13 protein-coding genes are annotated in these 14,524 nt (G+C 63.2%); 8 read left to right on the plus strand and 5 right to left on the minus strand.

The features are described from left to right. The first annotated feature begins 86 nt into the window (after nucleotides 1-86). On the plus strand, nucleotides 87-551 hold the full coding sequence (locus ACI2JX_RS00120) for a TlpA disulfide reductase family protein (protein ID WP_186554637.1): 465 nt from the start codon (nucleotides 87-89) through the stop codon (nucleotides 549-551). Between the two features lie 158 nt (nucleotides 552-709). On the opposite strand, the gene ACI2JX_RS00125 is transcribed toward ACI2JX_RS00120, so the two are convergent. The 4 genes from ACI2JX_RS00125 to ACI2JX_RS00140 form a co-directional block, all read right to left on the minus strand. Continuing rightward, nucleotides 710-1,114, minus strand: a complete 405-nt coding sequence (locus ACI2JX_RS00125) for an META domain-containing protein (protein WP_404689098.1) — start codon at nucleotides 1,112-1,114, stop codon at nucleotides 710-712. Then, nucleotides 1,111-1,548, minus strand: coding sequence for a hypothetical protein (locus tag ACI2JX_RS00130; protein WP_264235808.1), 438 nt, complete (start codon nucleotides 1,546-1,548; stop codon nucleotides 1,111-1,113). Before ACI2JX_RS00130 ends, ACI2JX_RS00125 begins: the two co-directional genes overlap by 4 nt. A gap of 31 nt (nucleotides 1,549-1,579) precedes the next feature. Then, a complete protein-coding gene (locus ACI2JX_RS00135; protein WP_404689099.1) occupies nucleotides 1,580-2,569 on the minus strand; it encodes a 2-hydroxyacid dehydrogenase in 990 nt (329 codons plus the stop codon). A 164-nt stretch (nucleotides 2,570-2,733) separates the two neighbouring features. After that, nucleotides 2,734-5,490 (minus strand): response regulator, encoded by a 2,757-nt coding sequence (locus tag ACI2JX_RS00140; protein WP_264235806.1) that lies wholly within the window; start codon nucleotides 5,488-5,490, stop codon nucleotides 2,734-2,736. A 206-nt stretch (nucleotides 5,491-5,696) separates the two neighbouring features. On the opposite strand from ACI2JX_RS00140, the gene ACI2JX_RS00145 reads away from it, so the two are divergent. The 7 genes from ACI2JX_RS00145 to ACI2JX_RS00175 all read left to right on the plus strand — a co-directional run bounded on the left by ACI2JX_RS00145 (nucleotide 5,697) and on the right by ACI2JX_RS00175 (nucleotide 14,054). Next, a complete protein-coding gene (locus tag ACI2JX_RS00145) occupies nucleotides 5,697-6,413 on the plus strand; it encodes a response regulator transcription factor (protein WP_264235804.1) in 717 nt (238 codons plus the stop codon). A 2-nt stretch (nucleotides 6,414-6,415) separates the two neighbouring features. Beyond that, nucleotides 6,416-7,816 carry a histidine kinase sensor domain-containing protein gene (locus tag ACI2JX_RS00150; protein WP_404689100.1) on the plus strand — a complete coding sequence of 467 codons (1,401 nt, stop codon included), beginning with the start codon at nucleotides 6,416-6,418 and terminating at the stop codon, nucleotides 7,814-7,816. Between the two features lie 134 nt (nucleotides 7,817-7,950). After that, a complete protein-coding gene (cysM, locus tag ACI2JX_RS00155) occupies nucleotides 7,951-8,850 on the plus strand; it encodes a cysteine synthase CysM (RefSeq protein WP_264235802.1) in 900 nt (299 codons plus the stop codon). After that, nucleotides 8,850-10,208, plus strand: a complete 1,359-nt coding sequence (gene rlmD, locus ACI2JX_RS00160; RefSeq protein ID WP_404689101.1) for a 23S rRNA (uracil(1939)-C(5))-methyltransferase RlmD — start codon at nucleotides 8,850-8,852, stop codon at nucleotides 10,206-10,208. Before cysM ends, rlmD begins: the two co-directional genes overlap by 1 nt. Nucleotides 10,209-10,304: 96 nt before the next feature. After that, nucleotides 10,305-12,545: a GTP diphosphokinase gene (gene relA, locus ACI2JX_RS00165; protein WP_186554645.1), complete on the plus strand. Its 2,241-nt coding sequence runs from the start codon at nucleotides 10,305-10,307 to the stop codon at nucleotides 12,543-12,545. A gap of 109 nt (nucleotides 12,546-12,654) precedes the next feature. Then, nucleotides 12,655-13,488, plus strand: coding sequence for a nucleoside triphosphate pyrophosphohydrolase (mazG, locus tag ACI2JX_RS00170; RefSeq protein WP_264235800.1), 834 nt, complete (start codon nucleotides 12,655-12,657; stop codon nucleotides 13,486-13,488). Nucleotides 13,489-13,514: 26 nt separating this feature from the next. Beyond that, nucleotides 13,515-14,054, plus strand: coding sequence for a DUF2058 domain-containing protein (locus ACI2JX_RS00175; protein ID WP_264235799.1), 540 nt, complete (start codon nucleotides 13,515-13,517; stop codon nucleotides 14,052-14,054). Nucleotides 14,055-14,098: 44 nt separating this feature from the next. On the opposite strand, the gene ACI2JX_RS00180 is transcribed toward ACI2JX_RS00175, so the two are convergent. Further along, complete coding sequence (locus ACI2JX_RS00180; protein ID WP_264235798.1) at nucleotides 14,099-14,281, minus strand: hypothetical protein; 183 nt, start codon at nucleotides 14,279-14,281, stop codon at nucleotides 14,099-14,101. Nucleotides 14,282-14,524 lie beyond the last annotated feature (243 nt).

Below are 14,524 nucleotides of genomic sequence, written 5' to 3' on the forward strand. Positions count from 1 at the left end.
ACGGGTCGCATCCAGCAGGGTGTGGCGGCTATTCTAACCGCAGCGACTGAATTACAGGTTTAGAAAACTTCGAGAAGGATTGACCCATGGCAAAGCGTTTGGCAGCTGCACTGGCCATCACTGCGAGCCTGTTGCTCGGCGGTTGCGGTGCGGACTACGGCGTGGACCAGCACGGCAATACGGTAAAGGCTGAACAGATCGAGGGGCACTGGCTGGTGCTCAATTACTGGGCCGAATGGTGCGGGCCGTGCCGCACTGAAATCCCTGAGTTGAACGCGGCGGCCAAGCAGTGGGACAGCCAGGGTATCAAGGTGGTCGGGGTGAACTTCGATGGCCTGCAAGGGCAGGACCTCAAGCAAGCTGCCGAGACCCTCGGGATTGGCTTCACGGTACTGGCCCAGGATCCGGCAGAGCGTTATGAGCTGCCGCGCAGCGAGGCGTTGCCGGTGACCTACATCATCGATGACAAAGGCAAGGTCCGTGAGCAACTGATGGGCGAGCAGACCCTGGAAGGGCTGCAGGAGAAGATCAAGGCTCTCAAAGGCGCCTAACGATGTTGACTTGATAGCTGGGGCTGCTTTGCAGCCCCTCGCGGGCAAGCCCGCTCCCACAGGGACCGCGCTTGTACCCGGTACACACTCTGTGGGAGCGGACTTGGCGGGGCGCTGAACCGCCGCGAAGGGCCGCAGAGCGGCCCCAACAGAGGTGATCAGCCTTCTTCAGGCCAGAATCGCAACGGCTTGCCTTGCGCCGGCCAGAACCGAATCTGTTCGATCGCCGAAACATCCCAACGCTGCACGGTCTCCAGCGCCTCGAGGAAACGCTTCTCCTGCTCCATCAACGCCGGCGCGCACAGCTTGCGAGTCTTGCCGACTTTGCCGAAGCTGATCCGCTGACCCTCAAGCGTATACGGCGCAAACCAATGGTTGCAGCCACCATTGCCATAGGCGCGGCCGTCTTCGGCCAAGGTCAGGGTGAGGTGGCTGTAATCGATCAGCGGGCGTTCGCCAATCCACTCAAGCACATAGCTCTGCTCTTGTTGCAACTTCGACGGCTGCGCAGCGCAGCCCAGCAGGCCGGTGGCAATCAGCACGCCGGTCAGCATGTTTTTCACTGAGCGCTCTCCTGGCAGTGTGGGCACAGGTGCTTGTCACCCTTGCTGGTCCAGCCCAATTCAGCGACGCGGGCAGTGGCGGCCGGCTTGTGCGCCTTGTTGCCCAGCTTGCCGTCGACGGCGAACTCGAAGTCGAGCACGGCTTGGCAGCTGTCGCACTTGACCTGCCAGTTGAGGATCTCCAGCTCTTTGAACGCCGGGCCGCTGGCCACCGCGACCCACTGGCCGCGCGGGTTGATCAGGTGGCGTACGCTTTCTACGGTCAGGCGCATGGACAAATCCTTGCTGCCTTTGAGGGTGACCAGCAGGACGTCGTCCTTCTGGATCGAACCGCCATTGCCGGTCACCTGATAGCGACCCGGCACCAGCGCGCGGCATTCGATCAGGGTGTGTTGCGGGTTGAATAGGGTGTAGCGGAAATCGTGCTCGACCATGGGTCCTCCAGAAATGCCGCGTATCCTAGCATCAACCCTCGACCAGATTCTGCGGATTGCCTGCCACCCAGCGGATGATATTTTCCAGGGTGGTCGCAGCGATCGCATCCAGCGCCTCACGGGTCAGAAACGCCTGGTGGGCGGTAATGATCACGTTGGGGAAGGTCAGCAACCGGGCCAGCACATCATCTTGCAGGGGCAAGTCGGAGCGGTCCTCGAAGAACAACTGGGCTTCTTCTTCATACACGTCCAAGCCCAGGTAGCCGAGTTGGCCGCTCTTGAGCGCATCGATCAGGGCTGGGGTGTCGACCAGCGCTCCGCGACCGGTATTGATCAACATCGCACCCGGTTGCAGCGCTGCCAGGCTGTGGGCGTTGATCAGGTGGCGGGTGTGCTCGGTCAGCGGGCAGTGCAGGCTGACGATCCGCGACTGGCGCAGCAACTCAGGTAGCTCCAGGTAGCGTGCACCCAAGGCCAGCATGCCGGGGTTGGGGTAGGGGTCGTAGGCCAGCAGCTGGCAGCCAAAGCCGGCCATGATGCGGGCGAAGGCCACGCCGATCTGGCCGGTGCCGACCACCCCGACGGTTTTGCCATGCAGGTCGAAGCCGGTCAGCCCGTGCAGGGTGAAGTCGCCTTCGCGGGTGCGGTTGTAGGCGCGATGCAGGCGGCGGTTGAGAGCCATGATCAGCGCCACCGCGTGCTCGGCCACCGCATGCGGCGAGTAGGCCGGCACCCGCACCACGGCCAGCCCCAGGCGCTTGGCGGCGGCCAGGTCGACGTGGTTGTAGCCCGCCGAGCGCAGGGCGATCAGGCGCGTGCCAGCGGCGGCCAGGCGCTCTAGCACCGGCTGGTCCAGTTCGTCATTGATGAAAGCGCAGACCACCTCGAAGCCACTGGCCAGGGCGGCGGTGTCCAGGGTCAGGCGGGCCGACTGGAAGTGCAGTTCCAGGTTGTTGTCGGTGCTGGCCCGGGTGAAGCTTTCCTGGTCGTAGTGCTGGCTGCTGAACAACAGAGTGCGCATGGCGGATTCCTTGGCAATGAGGCGAGGTGAGTTTAGCCCGATTGGCTTGGCGGACTTTGATCGGTGCCATGGGAGGCTCAGTCAGTGCCGGCCTATTCGCGGGCAAGCCCGCTCCCACAGGGTCCGAGGTGTCGAGAAGCCCGTGGGAGCATCAGTAAACGCACTCAAGCACTCTGCTGCGCCTGTTCGGCCAACCGGCTGATCGCCTGATCCAGCTCATCCAGCGCCTGCAAGGCCTGGGGATTATCCTGCTTGAGCAGGGTCTCGCTACGCTGGCACGCCGCCCGCAACTGCGGCACTCCACAGTAGCGCGAGGCGCCATTCAAGCGGTGTACCCGCTCGATCATCGCCTCACGATCGCCCGCTTCACGTGCGCTGCGAATCGCCTGGCGATCAGCCTCCAGTGACTCCAGCAGCATGCTCAACATGTCCGCTGCCAAGTCCGGTTTGCCCGCGGCCAGGCGCAAGCCTTCCTCCGGGTCGAGCACCTTCAGTTCGATGCTGTCAGGCAGGCGCTCGGTGATGCGTTCCTGTTGCGGGGTACCCAGGTTCAGCCCGGTCCATTTCATCACCACCTGGCCCAGTTGCCGTTCACTGATCGGCTTGGTCAGGTAATCGTCCATGCCGCTGTGCAGCAGGGCGCGTTTTTCATTGGCCATGGCATGCGCGGTGAGCGCGACGATCGGCAACGGATTGCCGCTCTGGCTGTTTTCCCACAGGCGGATCTGCTCGGTGCAGGCGCGCCCGTCCATACCGGGCATCTGCACATCCATCAGCACCAGGTCGAACGGCTCATCCTGCACGGCTTGCACCGCCGCAAAGCCATTGTCGACCGCCAGCACCTCGGCGCCGAGGTCTTCGAGCAGGGTCTGCACCAGCAGCAGGTTGGCCGGGTTGTCGTCGACGCAGAGGATCTTCGGCACCCGCTGGCTGCCGGCAACCCTGACTTCGCTGGTTTGCCGTCGTGGCTGAATCAGCTCTACAAGCAGCCGGCGCAGCTTGCGCGTACAGGTCGGCTTGGACAGCAGCTGACCATGGGCGTTGGGCAGGTAAGGGTGGTACAGCGCCTGTTCGGTGGTCGGGCACAGCACCACGCACTGGCAATCCAGGCGCTCCAGTTGTTGGTGGTACTGGGCGAGTTGTTCCGGCGACAGGTTGCCCAGGTTGGCCCCGAGCACGGCGAACTCGAATGGCTGGCCTGCCAGGTGCGCCGCCTGAACGCCTTGCAGCAGCTGATCGAAGGAGGCGAACAGGCTCACGCTCAAGCCGCAATCTTCCAGTTGGTGCTCAAGGGCCTGGCGCGCCAGTTCGTGGCCGTCGACGATCGCCGCGCGTCGCCCGAGCAAGGGCTGCAGCGGCAAATCCTCGGCATCGTCGTGGGCCTTGGGCAGGTTCAGGCTGATCCAGAACTGCGAGCCTTCCCCCGGCGTGCTGTCGACGCCGATCTCGCCGCCCATTTGCTCGATCAAGCGCTTGGAGATCACCAGCCCCAGGCCGGTGCCGCCGGGCTGGCGCGACAGCGAGTTATCGGCCTGGCTGAAAGCCTGGAAGAGGGTGCGCACATCTTGTGGCGACAGGCCGATACCGGTGTCTTGCACGCTGATGCGCAGTTGCACGCTGTCTTCTTGCTCGTCTTCGAGCATGGCGCGCACGACGATGGTGCCCTCACGGGTGAACTTGATAGCGTTGCTGACCAGGTTGGTGAGGATCTGCTTGAGTCGCAGCGGGTCGCCGACCAACGACAATGGCGTGTCGCGATAGACCAGGCTGAGCAACTCCAGCTGCTTGGCGTGGGCCGCTGGGGCGAGGATGGTCAGGGTGTCCTGGATCAGGTCGCGCAGGTTGAACGGGATGCTGTCGAGCACCAGCTTGCCGGCCTCGATCTTGGAGAAGTCGAGGATCTCGTTGATGATCCCCAGCAGGTTGTCGGCCGATTTCTCGATCGTGCTCAGGTAGTCGAGCTGGCGCGGCGCCAACTCGCTCTTTTGCAGCAGGTGGGTAAAGCCGAGGATGCCATTGAGCGGGGTGCGGATCTCATGGCTCATGTTGGCGAGGAACTCGGACTTGATCCGGCTGGCCTCCAGGGCCTCCTTGCGCGCCATGTCCAGTTCGATGTTCTGGATCTCGATGGTCTCAAGGTTCTGGCGCACATCTTCGGTGGCCTGGTCGATGCTGTGCTGCAGCTCTTCGTGGGCGTTGTGCAGGGTTTCGGCCATGCGGTTGATGCCGGCGGCCAATTCGTCCAGCTCGTGGCTACCCATGGCCGGCAGCCGCGCTTCGAGGTTGCCGTCCTTGAGTTGGGTGACCGCTTGCTTGATGCGGCTGATCGGGTCGTTGATCGTGCGGCTCATGCGCAGGGCGAGCAGGGCCGTCAGGATCAGGCAGCCCAGGATCAACAGTACGCTGGTGAACAGGTTGCGATAGCCGCGCAGCAGGGTGCCGTCGTGGGACAGCTCGATCTCGACCCAGCCAAGCAGCCGCTCGGCCTCGGCGGGGATGGCATCGGTAGCCAGGTCGCGATGATGACCGAACACCGGCATCAGGTAGCGCGTGGCATCGTTGCCGCTGCGTTGCAGCAGTTGGGTACCAGTGCCGCCGCTGGGCGGCTGATTGAGCATGCTCGGGCCGGCGTGGGCCAGGCGCGAGCGGTCGGGCGCGAGGAACGCTACGGCGCGCACGTCGGCCTGCTCCAGCGCCTGGGCCGCGATGCGTTCGAGCTGCGGCGCGGTGTGCTGGGCCATCGCCGGTGCGGCCAGCGGCGCCAGCTGTTCGGCGATCATCTTGCCGCGCTGCAGCAGTTGGCTGCGCAGCTCGTTCTGCTGCAACCAGGTGAAATAGCTGCCCAGCACCAGTGCCATCAGGCTGGCCGGCAACAAGGCCAGCAACAGCACCCGGCTTCTGATTCCCAAACGATCGAGCACACTCGCCTCCTGTGATGTGCCTTGCGGCCGTCGCCGAGCGGGACGGAATAATCTCGGAACGTTACTCCGGGTCTGGCGCTAATGCACTCATTGCAGACGATTTTTGTCGCCTGGGCTGGCCTCATCACCTCACCGGTCGCAATTGGGTTGCCTGGCCCGGCCACATGGCCAATAATCGCGCAACTGAGAATAAATGTCAGAAGCCAATGAATCCTGTAGCTATTCACAATTCGAGCATTCTCGCCATCGAGGACGATCCGGTCCTTGGCGCCTACCTGCATGAGGAATTGCAGCGTGGCGGCTTCCAGGTGACCTGGTGCCGCAATGGCCAGGAAGGCTTGGAAACGGCAGGCCGTCAGGTGTTCGATGTGGTGCTCATGGACATCCTGCTGCCTGGCCTCAATGGCCTGGACGCGCTCGCCCAACTGCGCAGGCGCAGCACTACGCCGGTGATCCTGATGTCGGCGCTCGGTGCCGAAGCCGATCGCATCACCGGTTTCCAGCGTGGTGCCGACGATTACCTGCCCAAGCCGTTCAGCATGGCCGAATTGCAGGTACGCATCGAGGCGATCCTGCGCCGGGTCGATCTTGAGCGCCGGCGCAAGGTCCAGCCGCAGGTCGAGCCGGGCCAGTTGCAGTACGACGAGGCCGCCAGCGATGTCTGCCTGAACGGTCAATGGGCTGGCCTTACCCCCAGCGAATACCGCCTGCTCGATACCCTCAAGCGCAGCCAGGAGGAGGTGCTCAGCAAGCCCTTCCTTTATCAGCAGGTGCTCCAGCGCGGCTACTCGCGTCACGATCGCAGCCTGGACATGCATGTCAGCCAGATCCGCCGCAAGCTCAAGAGCGTGGGTTATCACGATCAGCAGATTCGCACCGTTTGGGGCAAGGGCTACGTGCTCAGTGCCGCTGAGGCCGATTGATCATGCTTGACCGACACTCGCTGTTCTGGCGGCTGGCGATCCTGCTGGTGGGTTTCTGCCTGTTGATGATCGGCCTGAGCTACACCTGGGGCCGGCACATGGAAACCCAGAATGCGTTTCTCTCCGAGTCGGCGCGCCAAGAGCTGCGCAATTACGCCGCCGAGGCCGAGCGGGCCTGGCGCGAAGGCGGCCAGGCTGGGGTCGATCGCTGGTTGGCCGAGAGGCGCCAGCGCGAACCAGGCTGGGTCGGCGTGCTCGATGCCGACCTGCAATCACTGAGCAGCACGCCGCTGGTCACCGCCGAGCGCCAGCGCATGACGCGCTTGCGCGGCGTCGACTGGCCCATGAGCCGGCGCAGTGTCGATCAGCCCTGGGTGCGCCTGGCGTTTCCCACGCAGCCCGAGCAGGGCATGTTGGTCATCGAGTTGCCCGAGCGGCTCAATCCCGGCAAGTACCGCCTGCTCTGGCAGGTCGTGACCAATGGCGTGATTCCGGGCCTGTTCACCTTGTTGTTGTGCGTTGGTCTGTATCGCATGCTGATCGTGCCGCTGAACCAGCTGCGCGAACAGGCCACTGCCTGGCGCGCCGATCAGCTCTCGGCACGTCTCGATTCGCGGACCATCGGCCGGCATGACGAGCTGGGCGAGTTGGCCCGGGCATTCGACCAAATGGCCGAACGCTTGCAGGGTACGGTTGCCCTGCAGCAGCAACTGCTACGCGATTTGTCCCATGAAATGCGTACTCCGCTGAGCCGTCTGCGCGTGGCCTGCGATGGCGAGAGCGACCTGGAGCGTCTGCGTGAGCGCCTGACCCGTGAAGTCGACTGCATGCAGCAACTGGTCGAGGATACTTTGCAACTGGCCTGGCAGGACGCCGAGCGAGCGCCGATGAACCTTGAGCCGATCCAGCTCCAGGCGTTGTGGGAGATGCTGGCTGAGGATGCCTGCTACGAGAGTGGCTGGAGCCCGGCGCGGCTGCGCTGCGAGGTGCCGGCAAACTGCTGGGTGCAGGGCAACCTCAATCACTTGGCCCAGGCCTTCGAGAACATGCTGCGCAATGCCATTCGTCATTCGCCTGATCAGGGCTTGATCAGCCTCGGCGCAAAGCGTGAGGGCAATTACTGGCGGATCTGGCTGGAGGATCAAGGCGGGGGTGTGGCCGAGGACGATCTGGAGCGGATCTTCGCGCCTTTCTCGCGCCTGGACGGATCGCGGCCGGGGGACGGAGGCTTTGGCCTGGGCCTGAGCATCGCGCGCGGCGCCATCCAGCGCCAGGGCGGCACCTTGTGGGCGGAGAATGGCAAGCACGGCCTGCGCTTGTGCATGCGCCTGCCGGCGCATATAGCGGGGCAAGCCCGCTCCCACGAGGCCGCTGTAGAGCCAACGTCATACGCTGGAGCCTGAACTGCGCGTGCCCGGGGAAGCGTATCCAACGCCTATATAGCGGTTAGCTATAGCAACCGCAGATTGCGTGATATGGCCGCGAAAGGTTTGCCGGTATGATAGGCGCCCCTGCCGTCCGGATTGCGAAATACGCCATGACCCTGCAGTACCCAACCATCGCCGATTGCGTCGGCAATACGCCTCTGGTTCGCCTGCAGCGCTTAGCCGGCGAAACCAGCAATACCTTGCTGCTCAAGCTCGAAGGCAACAACCCCGCAGGCTCGGTCAAAGACCGCCCGGCGCTGTCGATGATCACCCGCGCTGAGCTGCGCAACCAGATCAAGCCCGGTGACACCCTGATCGAAGCGACCTCCGGCAACACCGGTATCGCCTTGGCCATGGCGGCGGCGATCAAGGGTTACAAGATGATCCTGATCATGCCGGACAATTCCACTGCCGAACGCAAGGCGGCGATGACGGCCTATGGCGCCGAGCTGATCCTGGTCAGCAAGGAAGAGGGTATGGAAGGTGCGCGCGATCTGGCCGAGAAGCTCCAGGCCGAAGGCCGTGGCCTGGTCCTGGATCAGTTCGCCAACGGCGACAACCCGATTGCCCACTACACCAGCACCGGCCCGGAAATCTGGCAACAGACGCAAGGCACCATCACTCATTTTGTCAGCTCCATGGGCACCACCGGGACCATCATGGGCTGCTCGCAGTACCTCAAGGAGCAAAACCCAGCGGTGCAGATCGTCGGTCTGCAACCGATGGAAGGCTCGGCCATCCCCGGTATCCGCCGCTGGCCGCAGGAATACCTGCCGAAGATCTTCGATGCCACCCGCGTTGATCGGGTCGTGGACATGTCCCAGGCCGAGGCCGAAAACGTCACCCGTCGCCTTGCCCGTGAAGAGGGCATTTTCTGCGGTGTGTCTTCCGGTGGTGCGGTAGCGGCCATGCTGCGCCTGTCCCAGGAAGTGGAAAACGCCGTGATGGTCGCGATCATTTGTGATCGCGGTGATCGTTATCTCTCCACCGGCCTGTTTGACGCGACCTGATGACCAGCAAGAAAAGCAAAGGCGGCCTGCGCTTCCAACCGGCTGGCGGCAACCGCGCACCCCAAGTCCCGGTGGGCAAGAAGCAGCGCCTGGACATCGAGCGGCTGTCCGCTGATGGCCGAGGTATCGCCTTCCATGACGGGCGCACCTGGTTCGTCAGTGGTGCGCTGGCCGGCGAAGCGGTCGAGGCGCGGGTGCTAAATGCCCGCGGCAAAATTGTCGAAGCGCGTCTTGAGCGGGTGTTGCAGGCCAGCGCCGAACGGCGCCAGGCGCCGTGTCGGCATTTCGACCGCTGCGGCGGCTGCAACTTGCAGCACCTGGCGCATGAAGACCAGCTCGTACTCAAGCAGCGCCTGCTCGCCGAGCAGTTGCAGCGGGTGGCCGGTATCCAGCCGCAGGCCTGGGCCGCGCCGCTGTTCGGTCCGGAGTTTGGCTACCGCCGCCGGGCGCGTATCGCCGTGCGCTGGGACGCCAAGGCGCGTCAACTGGACGTAGGCTTTCGTGCCGAAGCCAGCCAGGACATCATCGCCATCGACGACTGCCCGGTGCTGGTACAGCCCTTGCAAACGATCATGCGGCATTTGCCGACTGTGCTGCGCAGCTTGAGCAAACCTCAGGCCCTGGGCCATGTGGAGCTGTTCAGTGGTAGCGCCGAAGCGTTGCTGGTGCGGCATGTGGCGCCACTGCCGGAAGACGACCTGGCGCGCCTGCAGGCCTTCTGCAAAGAAGCCGGTGCCCAGCTATGGTTGCAAGGGGACGGTGAGCCGGCGCCAGTCGAGGCCGGGCAAACCTTGGGCTTCACCCTGGTGCCGTGGGCGTTGCAACTGGCCTGGCGGCCGGGCGACTTCGTCCAGGTCAATGCCCAGGTCAATACGATGATGATCGAGCAGGCCCTGGCCTGGCTCGCGCCGCAAGCCGATGAGCGGGTGCTGGATCTGTTCTGTGGCCTGGGCAACTTTGCCCTGCCGCTGGCCAGGCTGGCCCGCGAAGTGGTTGCGGTGGAAGGTGTACAGGCCATGGTCGATCGGGCCGCGGCCAATGCCCGGGAAAACAATGTGCATAACGCACGGTTTTTTCAGGCCGATTTATCGCAGCCTTTGGCAGGCGCCGGATGGGCCGCCGAGGGCTTTTCTGCGGTACTCTTGGATCCACCGCGCGACGGTGCTTTCGAGGTGGTGCAAGACATCGCACGCCTCAAGGCCAAGCGGTTGGTCTATGTGTCCTGCAACCCAGCGACGCTGGCGCGAGACGCCCAGGTGCTGGTCGCTCAAGGGTACCGGTTAACAAGGGCCGGGATTCTCGACATGTTTCCTCAGACGGCGCATGTCGAAGCCATGGCGTTATTCGAAGCGGGCTAGCCAGCTGGCCCCTTGGTGCGGCTTCCATGGATTGGAGGTCACACGGTGATTGTCAGTGCACCTGCGTGGTGCACTGTATGGAAAGGTAAAGCAAAGATGGTACAGGTGAGAGTGCACCAGCCGGTCAACACCGACGGCAGTATCAATCTCGAAGCGTGGTTGGATCATGTGGTCAGCGTCGATTCGGCGTTGGACCGCGTGGCCCTGAAAGAGGCTTGTGAGTTCGCCCAGGAAGTCGAGAAAAAGGGCAACCCGGCCAAGCATTCCTGGGCGGACGGTACGTCCAGCTTCCAGGCCGGTCTGGAAATTGCCGAAATTCTTGCAGACCTGAAGCTTGACCAGGATTCGCTGGTTGCCGCAGTGATCTACCGCTCGGTGCGCGAAGGCAAGGTGACCCTGGCCGAGGTCGGCCAGCGCTTTGGTCCGGTGGTGTCCAAGCTGATCGACGGCGTGCTGCGCATGGCGGCCATCAGTGCCAGTCTCAGCCCGCGTCAGTCGCTGGTACTCGGCTCCCAGGCGCAGGTGGAAAACCTGCGCAAGATGCTCGTGGCCATGGTTGACGACGTGCGCGTGGCACTGATCAAGCTCGCCGAGCGCACCTGCGCGATTCGTGCGGTCAAGGCCGCCGACGATGAAAAACGCCTGCGCGTGGCGCGTGAGGTGTTCGACATCTATGCGCCGCTGGCCCATCGCCTGGGTATCGGTCATATCAAGTGGGAGCTGGAGGACCTGTCCTTCCGCTACCTCGAACCCGATCAGTACAAGCAGATCGCCAAGCTCCTGCACGAGCGCCGGCTGGACCGCGAGCGGTTTATCAGCGACGTGATGAACCAGCTGCAGAACGAGCTGCTGGCCACCGGCGTCAACGCCGATATCAGTGGCCGGGCGAAACACATCTATTCGATCTGGCGCAAGATGCAGCGCAAGGGCCTGGAGTTCAGCCAGATCTACGACGTGCGCGCCGTGCGCGTGCTGGTGCCGGAAATCCGCGATTGCTACACCGCGCTCGGCATCGTGCATACCCTGTGGCGGCACATCCCCAAGGAATTCGACGACTACATCGCCAACCCCAAGGAGAACGGCTACCGCTCGCTGCACACGGCGGTGATCGGCCCTGAGGGCAAGGTACTGGAAGTGCAGATCCGTACCCACGGCATGCACGAGGAAGCCGAGCTCGGCGTCTGCGCCCACTGGCGCTACAAGGGCACCGACGTCAAGGCCAGCTCCAACCACTACGAAGAAAAAATCTCCTGGCTGCGCCAGGTGCTGGAGTGGCACGAGGAACTGGGCGACATCGGCGGCCTGGCCGAGCAGTTGCGGGTCGATATCGAGCCGGACCGGGTGTACATCTTTACCCCCGACGGCCACGCCATCGACCTGCCCAAGGGCGCCACGCCGCTGGACTTCGCCTACCGCGTGCACACCGAGATCGGCCACAACTGCCGCGGCGCCAAGATCAACGGGCGGATCGTACCGCTCAACTACAGCCTGCAGACCGGCGAGCAGGTGGAAATCATCACCAGCAAGCACGGCAGCCCTAGCCGCGACTGGCTGAACTCCAACCTCGGCTATGTCACCACCTCGCGGGCACGGGCGAAGATCGTCCACTGGTTCAAGCTGCAAGCACGCGACCAGAACGTCGCTGCCGGCAAGACCCTGCTCGAACGCGAACTCAGCCGGCTCGGCCTGCCGCAGGTGGACTTCGAGCGCCTGGCGGAGAAGGCCAACGTCAAGACGGCCGAGGACATGTTCGCTGCCCTCGGCGCCGGCGACTTGCGCCTGGCCCATCTGGTCAACGCCGCGCAGCAGCTGCTCGAACCTGAGCGCATCGAGCAGATTGAGCTGACCCCGCGCAAATCGTCGAGCTCGCGCACCGGCAAGCGTGCCGATATCCAGATCCAGGGGGTTGGCAACCTGCTCACGCAGATGGCCGGTTGCTGCCAGCCGCTGCCCGGTGAGGCGATTGTCGGTTACATCACCCAAGGCCGCGGCGTGACCATCCACCGCCAGGACTGCGCCTCGGTGCTGCAACTGGCTGGCCGTGAGCCGGAGCGGATCATCCAGGTCAGCTGGGGCCCGGTGCCGGTGCAGACCTACCCGGTGGACATCATCATCCGCGCCTACGATCGCCCAGGTTTGCTGCGCGACGTGTCGCAGGTGTTGCTCAACGAGAAGATCAACGTGCTGGCGGTCAACACCCGCTCGAACAAGGAAGACAACACCGCGCTGATGTCGCTGACCATCGAGATTCCGGGCCTGGGTGCCCTCGGACGCTTGCTGGGGCGCATTTCGCAGTTGCCTAACATCATCGAGACGCGGCGTAATCGTACCCCTTGAAATCGCGGCGGCCTCATCGCGGTCAAGCCCGCTCCTACAGGATCTCAGCGGTCCTTGTGGGCGCGGGCTTGCCCGCGAATGGGGCGACACGGTCCGGAAGGATTGACCCATGACCTACACCCTAGAAGACCTGCTGCACCTGATGGCCCGGCTGCGCGACCCCAAGCACGGCTGCCCCTGGGACCTCAAGCAGGACTACGCCAGCATTGTCCAGCACACCCTCGAAGAGGCGTATGAAGTCGCCGATACCATCGAGCGCGGCGACTTTGTTCACCTGCAAGGCGAGCTGGGCGACCTGTTGTTCCAGGTGGTCTACTACAGCCAGCTGGCGCGCGAGGAGGGCCGTTTCGAGTTCGCCGGTGTGGTCGATGCCATCACCCGCAAGCTGATTCGTCGTCACCCTCACGTATTCCCCACCGGCGATCTCTACGCGGCCCTCGACACCCCACGCCTGAGCGAGGCCGAGGTCAAAGCCCGTTGGGAGCAGATCAAGGCCGAGGAGCGCGCCGAGCACAGCGAGCCAGAGCAGCTGTCGTTGCTCGACGATGTGCCTGCCGCGTTGCCAGCCTTGTCGCGAGCGGCCAAGCTACAAAAGCGTGCGGCCACGGTCGGCTTCGACTGGCCGGAGGCACTGCCGGTGCTGGACAAGGTCCGCGAGGAGCTTGATGAGGTATTGCAGGCCATGGCCGACGGCGACAGCGATGCGCTGGAAGACGAAATCGGCGACCTGCTGTTTGCCACCGTCAACCTGGCCCGCCACCTCAAGCACGACCCAGAAAACGCCCTGCGCCGCGCGAACCGCAAGTTCGAGCGACGTTTCCGCTTCATCGAACAGGCCTTGCGCGACAGCGGCAAGCCGATCGAAGAGTGTAACCTTGACCAGCTGGACGCCCTTTGGGGTGAAGCCAAACGTCAGGAAAAGAACCTGCCCAGCTGCGGCTGAGCTGTTGCATAAGTGAGTGAACATCCATGAGCCTTTCCCTTCGCGACCAATTGCTCAAGGCCGGTCTGGTTAACCAGAAGCAGGTCAAGCAGACCAACAAAGCAGAAAAGAAACAGAAGCGCCTGGAACAAAAGGGCCAGGTCGAGGTGGACGACACCCAGCAGCGCCTGGCCAAGGAAGCCATGGCCGAGAAGGCCAAGCGCGATCAGGAGCTGAACCGCCAGCAGCAGGAAAAGGCCGAGCACAAAGCCCGCGCCGCGCAGATCAAGCAATTGATCGAAGCCACCCGCCTGCCCAAGCTGACCACCGAGGATTACTACAACTTCGTCGACGACAAGAAGGTCAAGCGCATCGCCGTCAACGCCTTGATGCGCAGCAAGTTGAGCAATGGCTCGCTGGCGGTGGTGTCGTTCGGCGGTGGTTACGAGGTGATCCCGCGCGAAGCGGCAGTGAAGATCCAGGAGCGCGACCCTAATCGCATCCTGTTGCTCAATACTCATGTCGAGGAGGCGGACGAGGACGATCCGTATGCGGCCTACAAGATCCCGGACGACCTGATGTGGTAAACACGAAAAACCCCGCCTTGGCGGGGTTTTTTATCGAAGACTGTTTACTGCGTGTGCCGCTGGTTCTCAAGGTGCTCAAGCTCCATGCGGTACTGATGGGCTTCATGCTCCTGGTGGAACATGCCGACCAGCTGACCTTGCTGATGCACATCCCAGATCCGCACACCGGCGGCCAGGCCTTCGTGGGACATTTTCGATTCGTCGCGTTCGGTTACTTGGACTGTCATCGTTAAAACTCCACTTCTCGTTGGCTGCGGCACTGTGTCGCAGGCCTTAGTTATAGAGTTTGTTAGCAGGCTAAGTAAATAAACTGCCGATGAAACATGTTTAATGAAGCGCGCATGTGGAAACGTGGGAGCGGGGGTTGCCCCCCCAAAAGGGAAAACCAAAAACACATAAGCGGGGGCCACCCCCGACCAACGCCCCAATTTTAAACAAAAAAAAAAGGACAAAAAAAAAACCCCCGCCGG

Source organism: Pseudomonas sp. NPDC088890, from assembly GCF_044900155.1.
GTDB classification, from domain to species: domain Bacteria; phylum Pseudomonadota; class Gammaproteobacteria; order Pseudomonadales; family Pseudomonadaceae; genus Aquipseudomonas; species Aquipseudomonas urmiensis.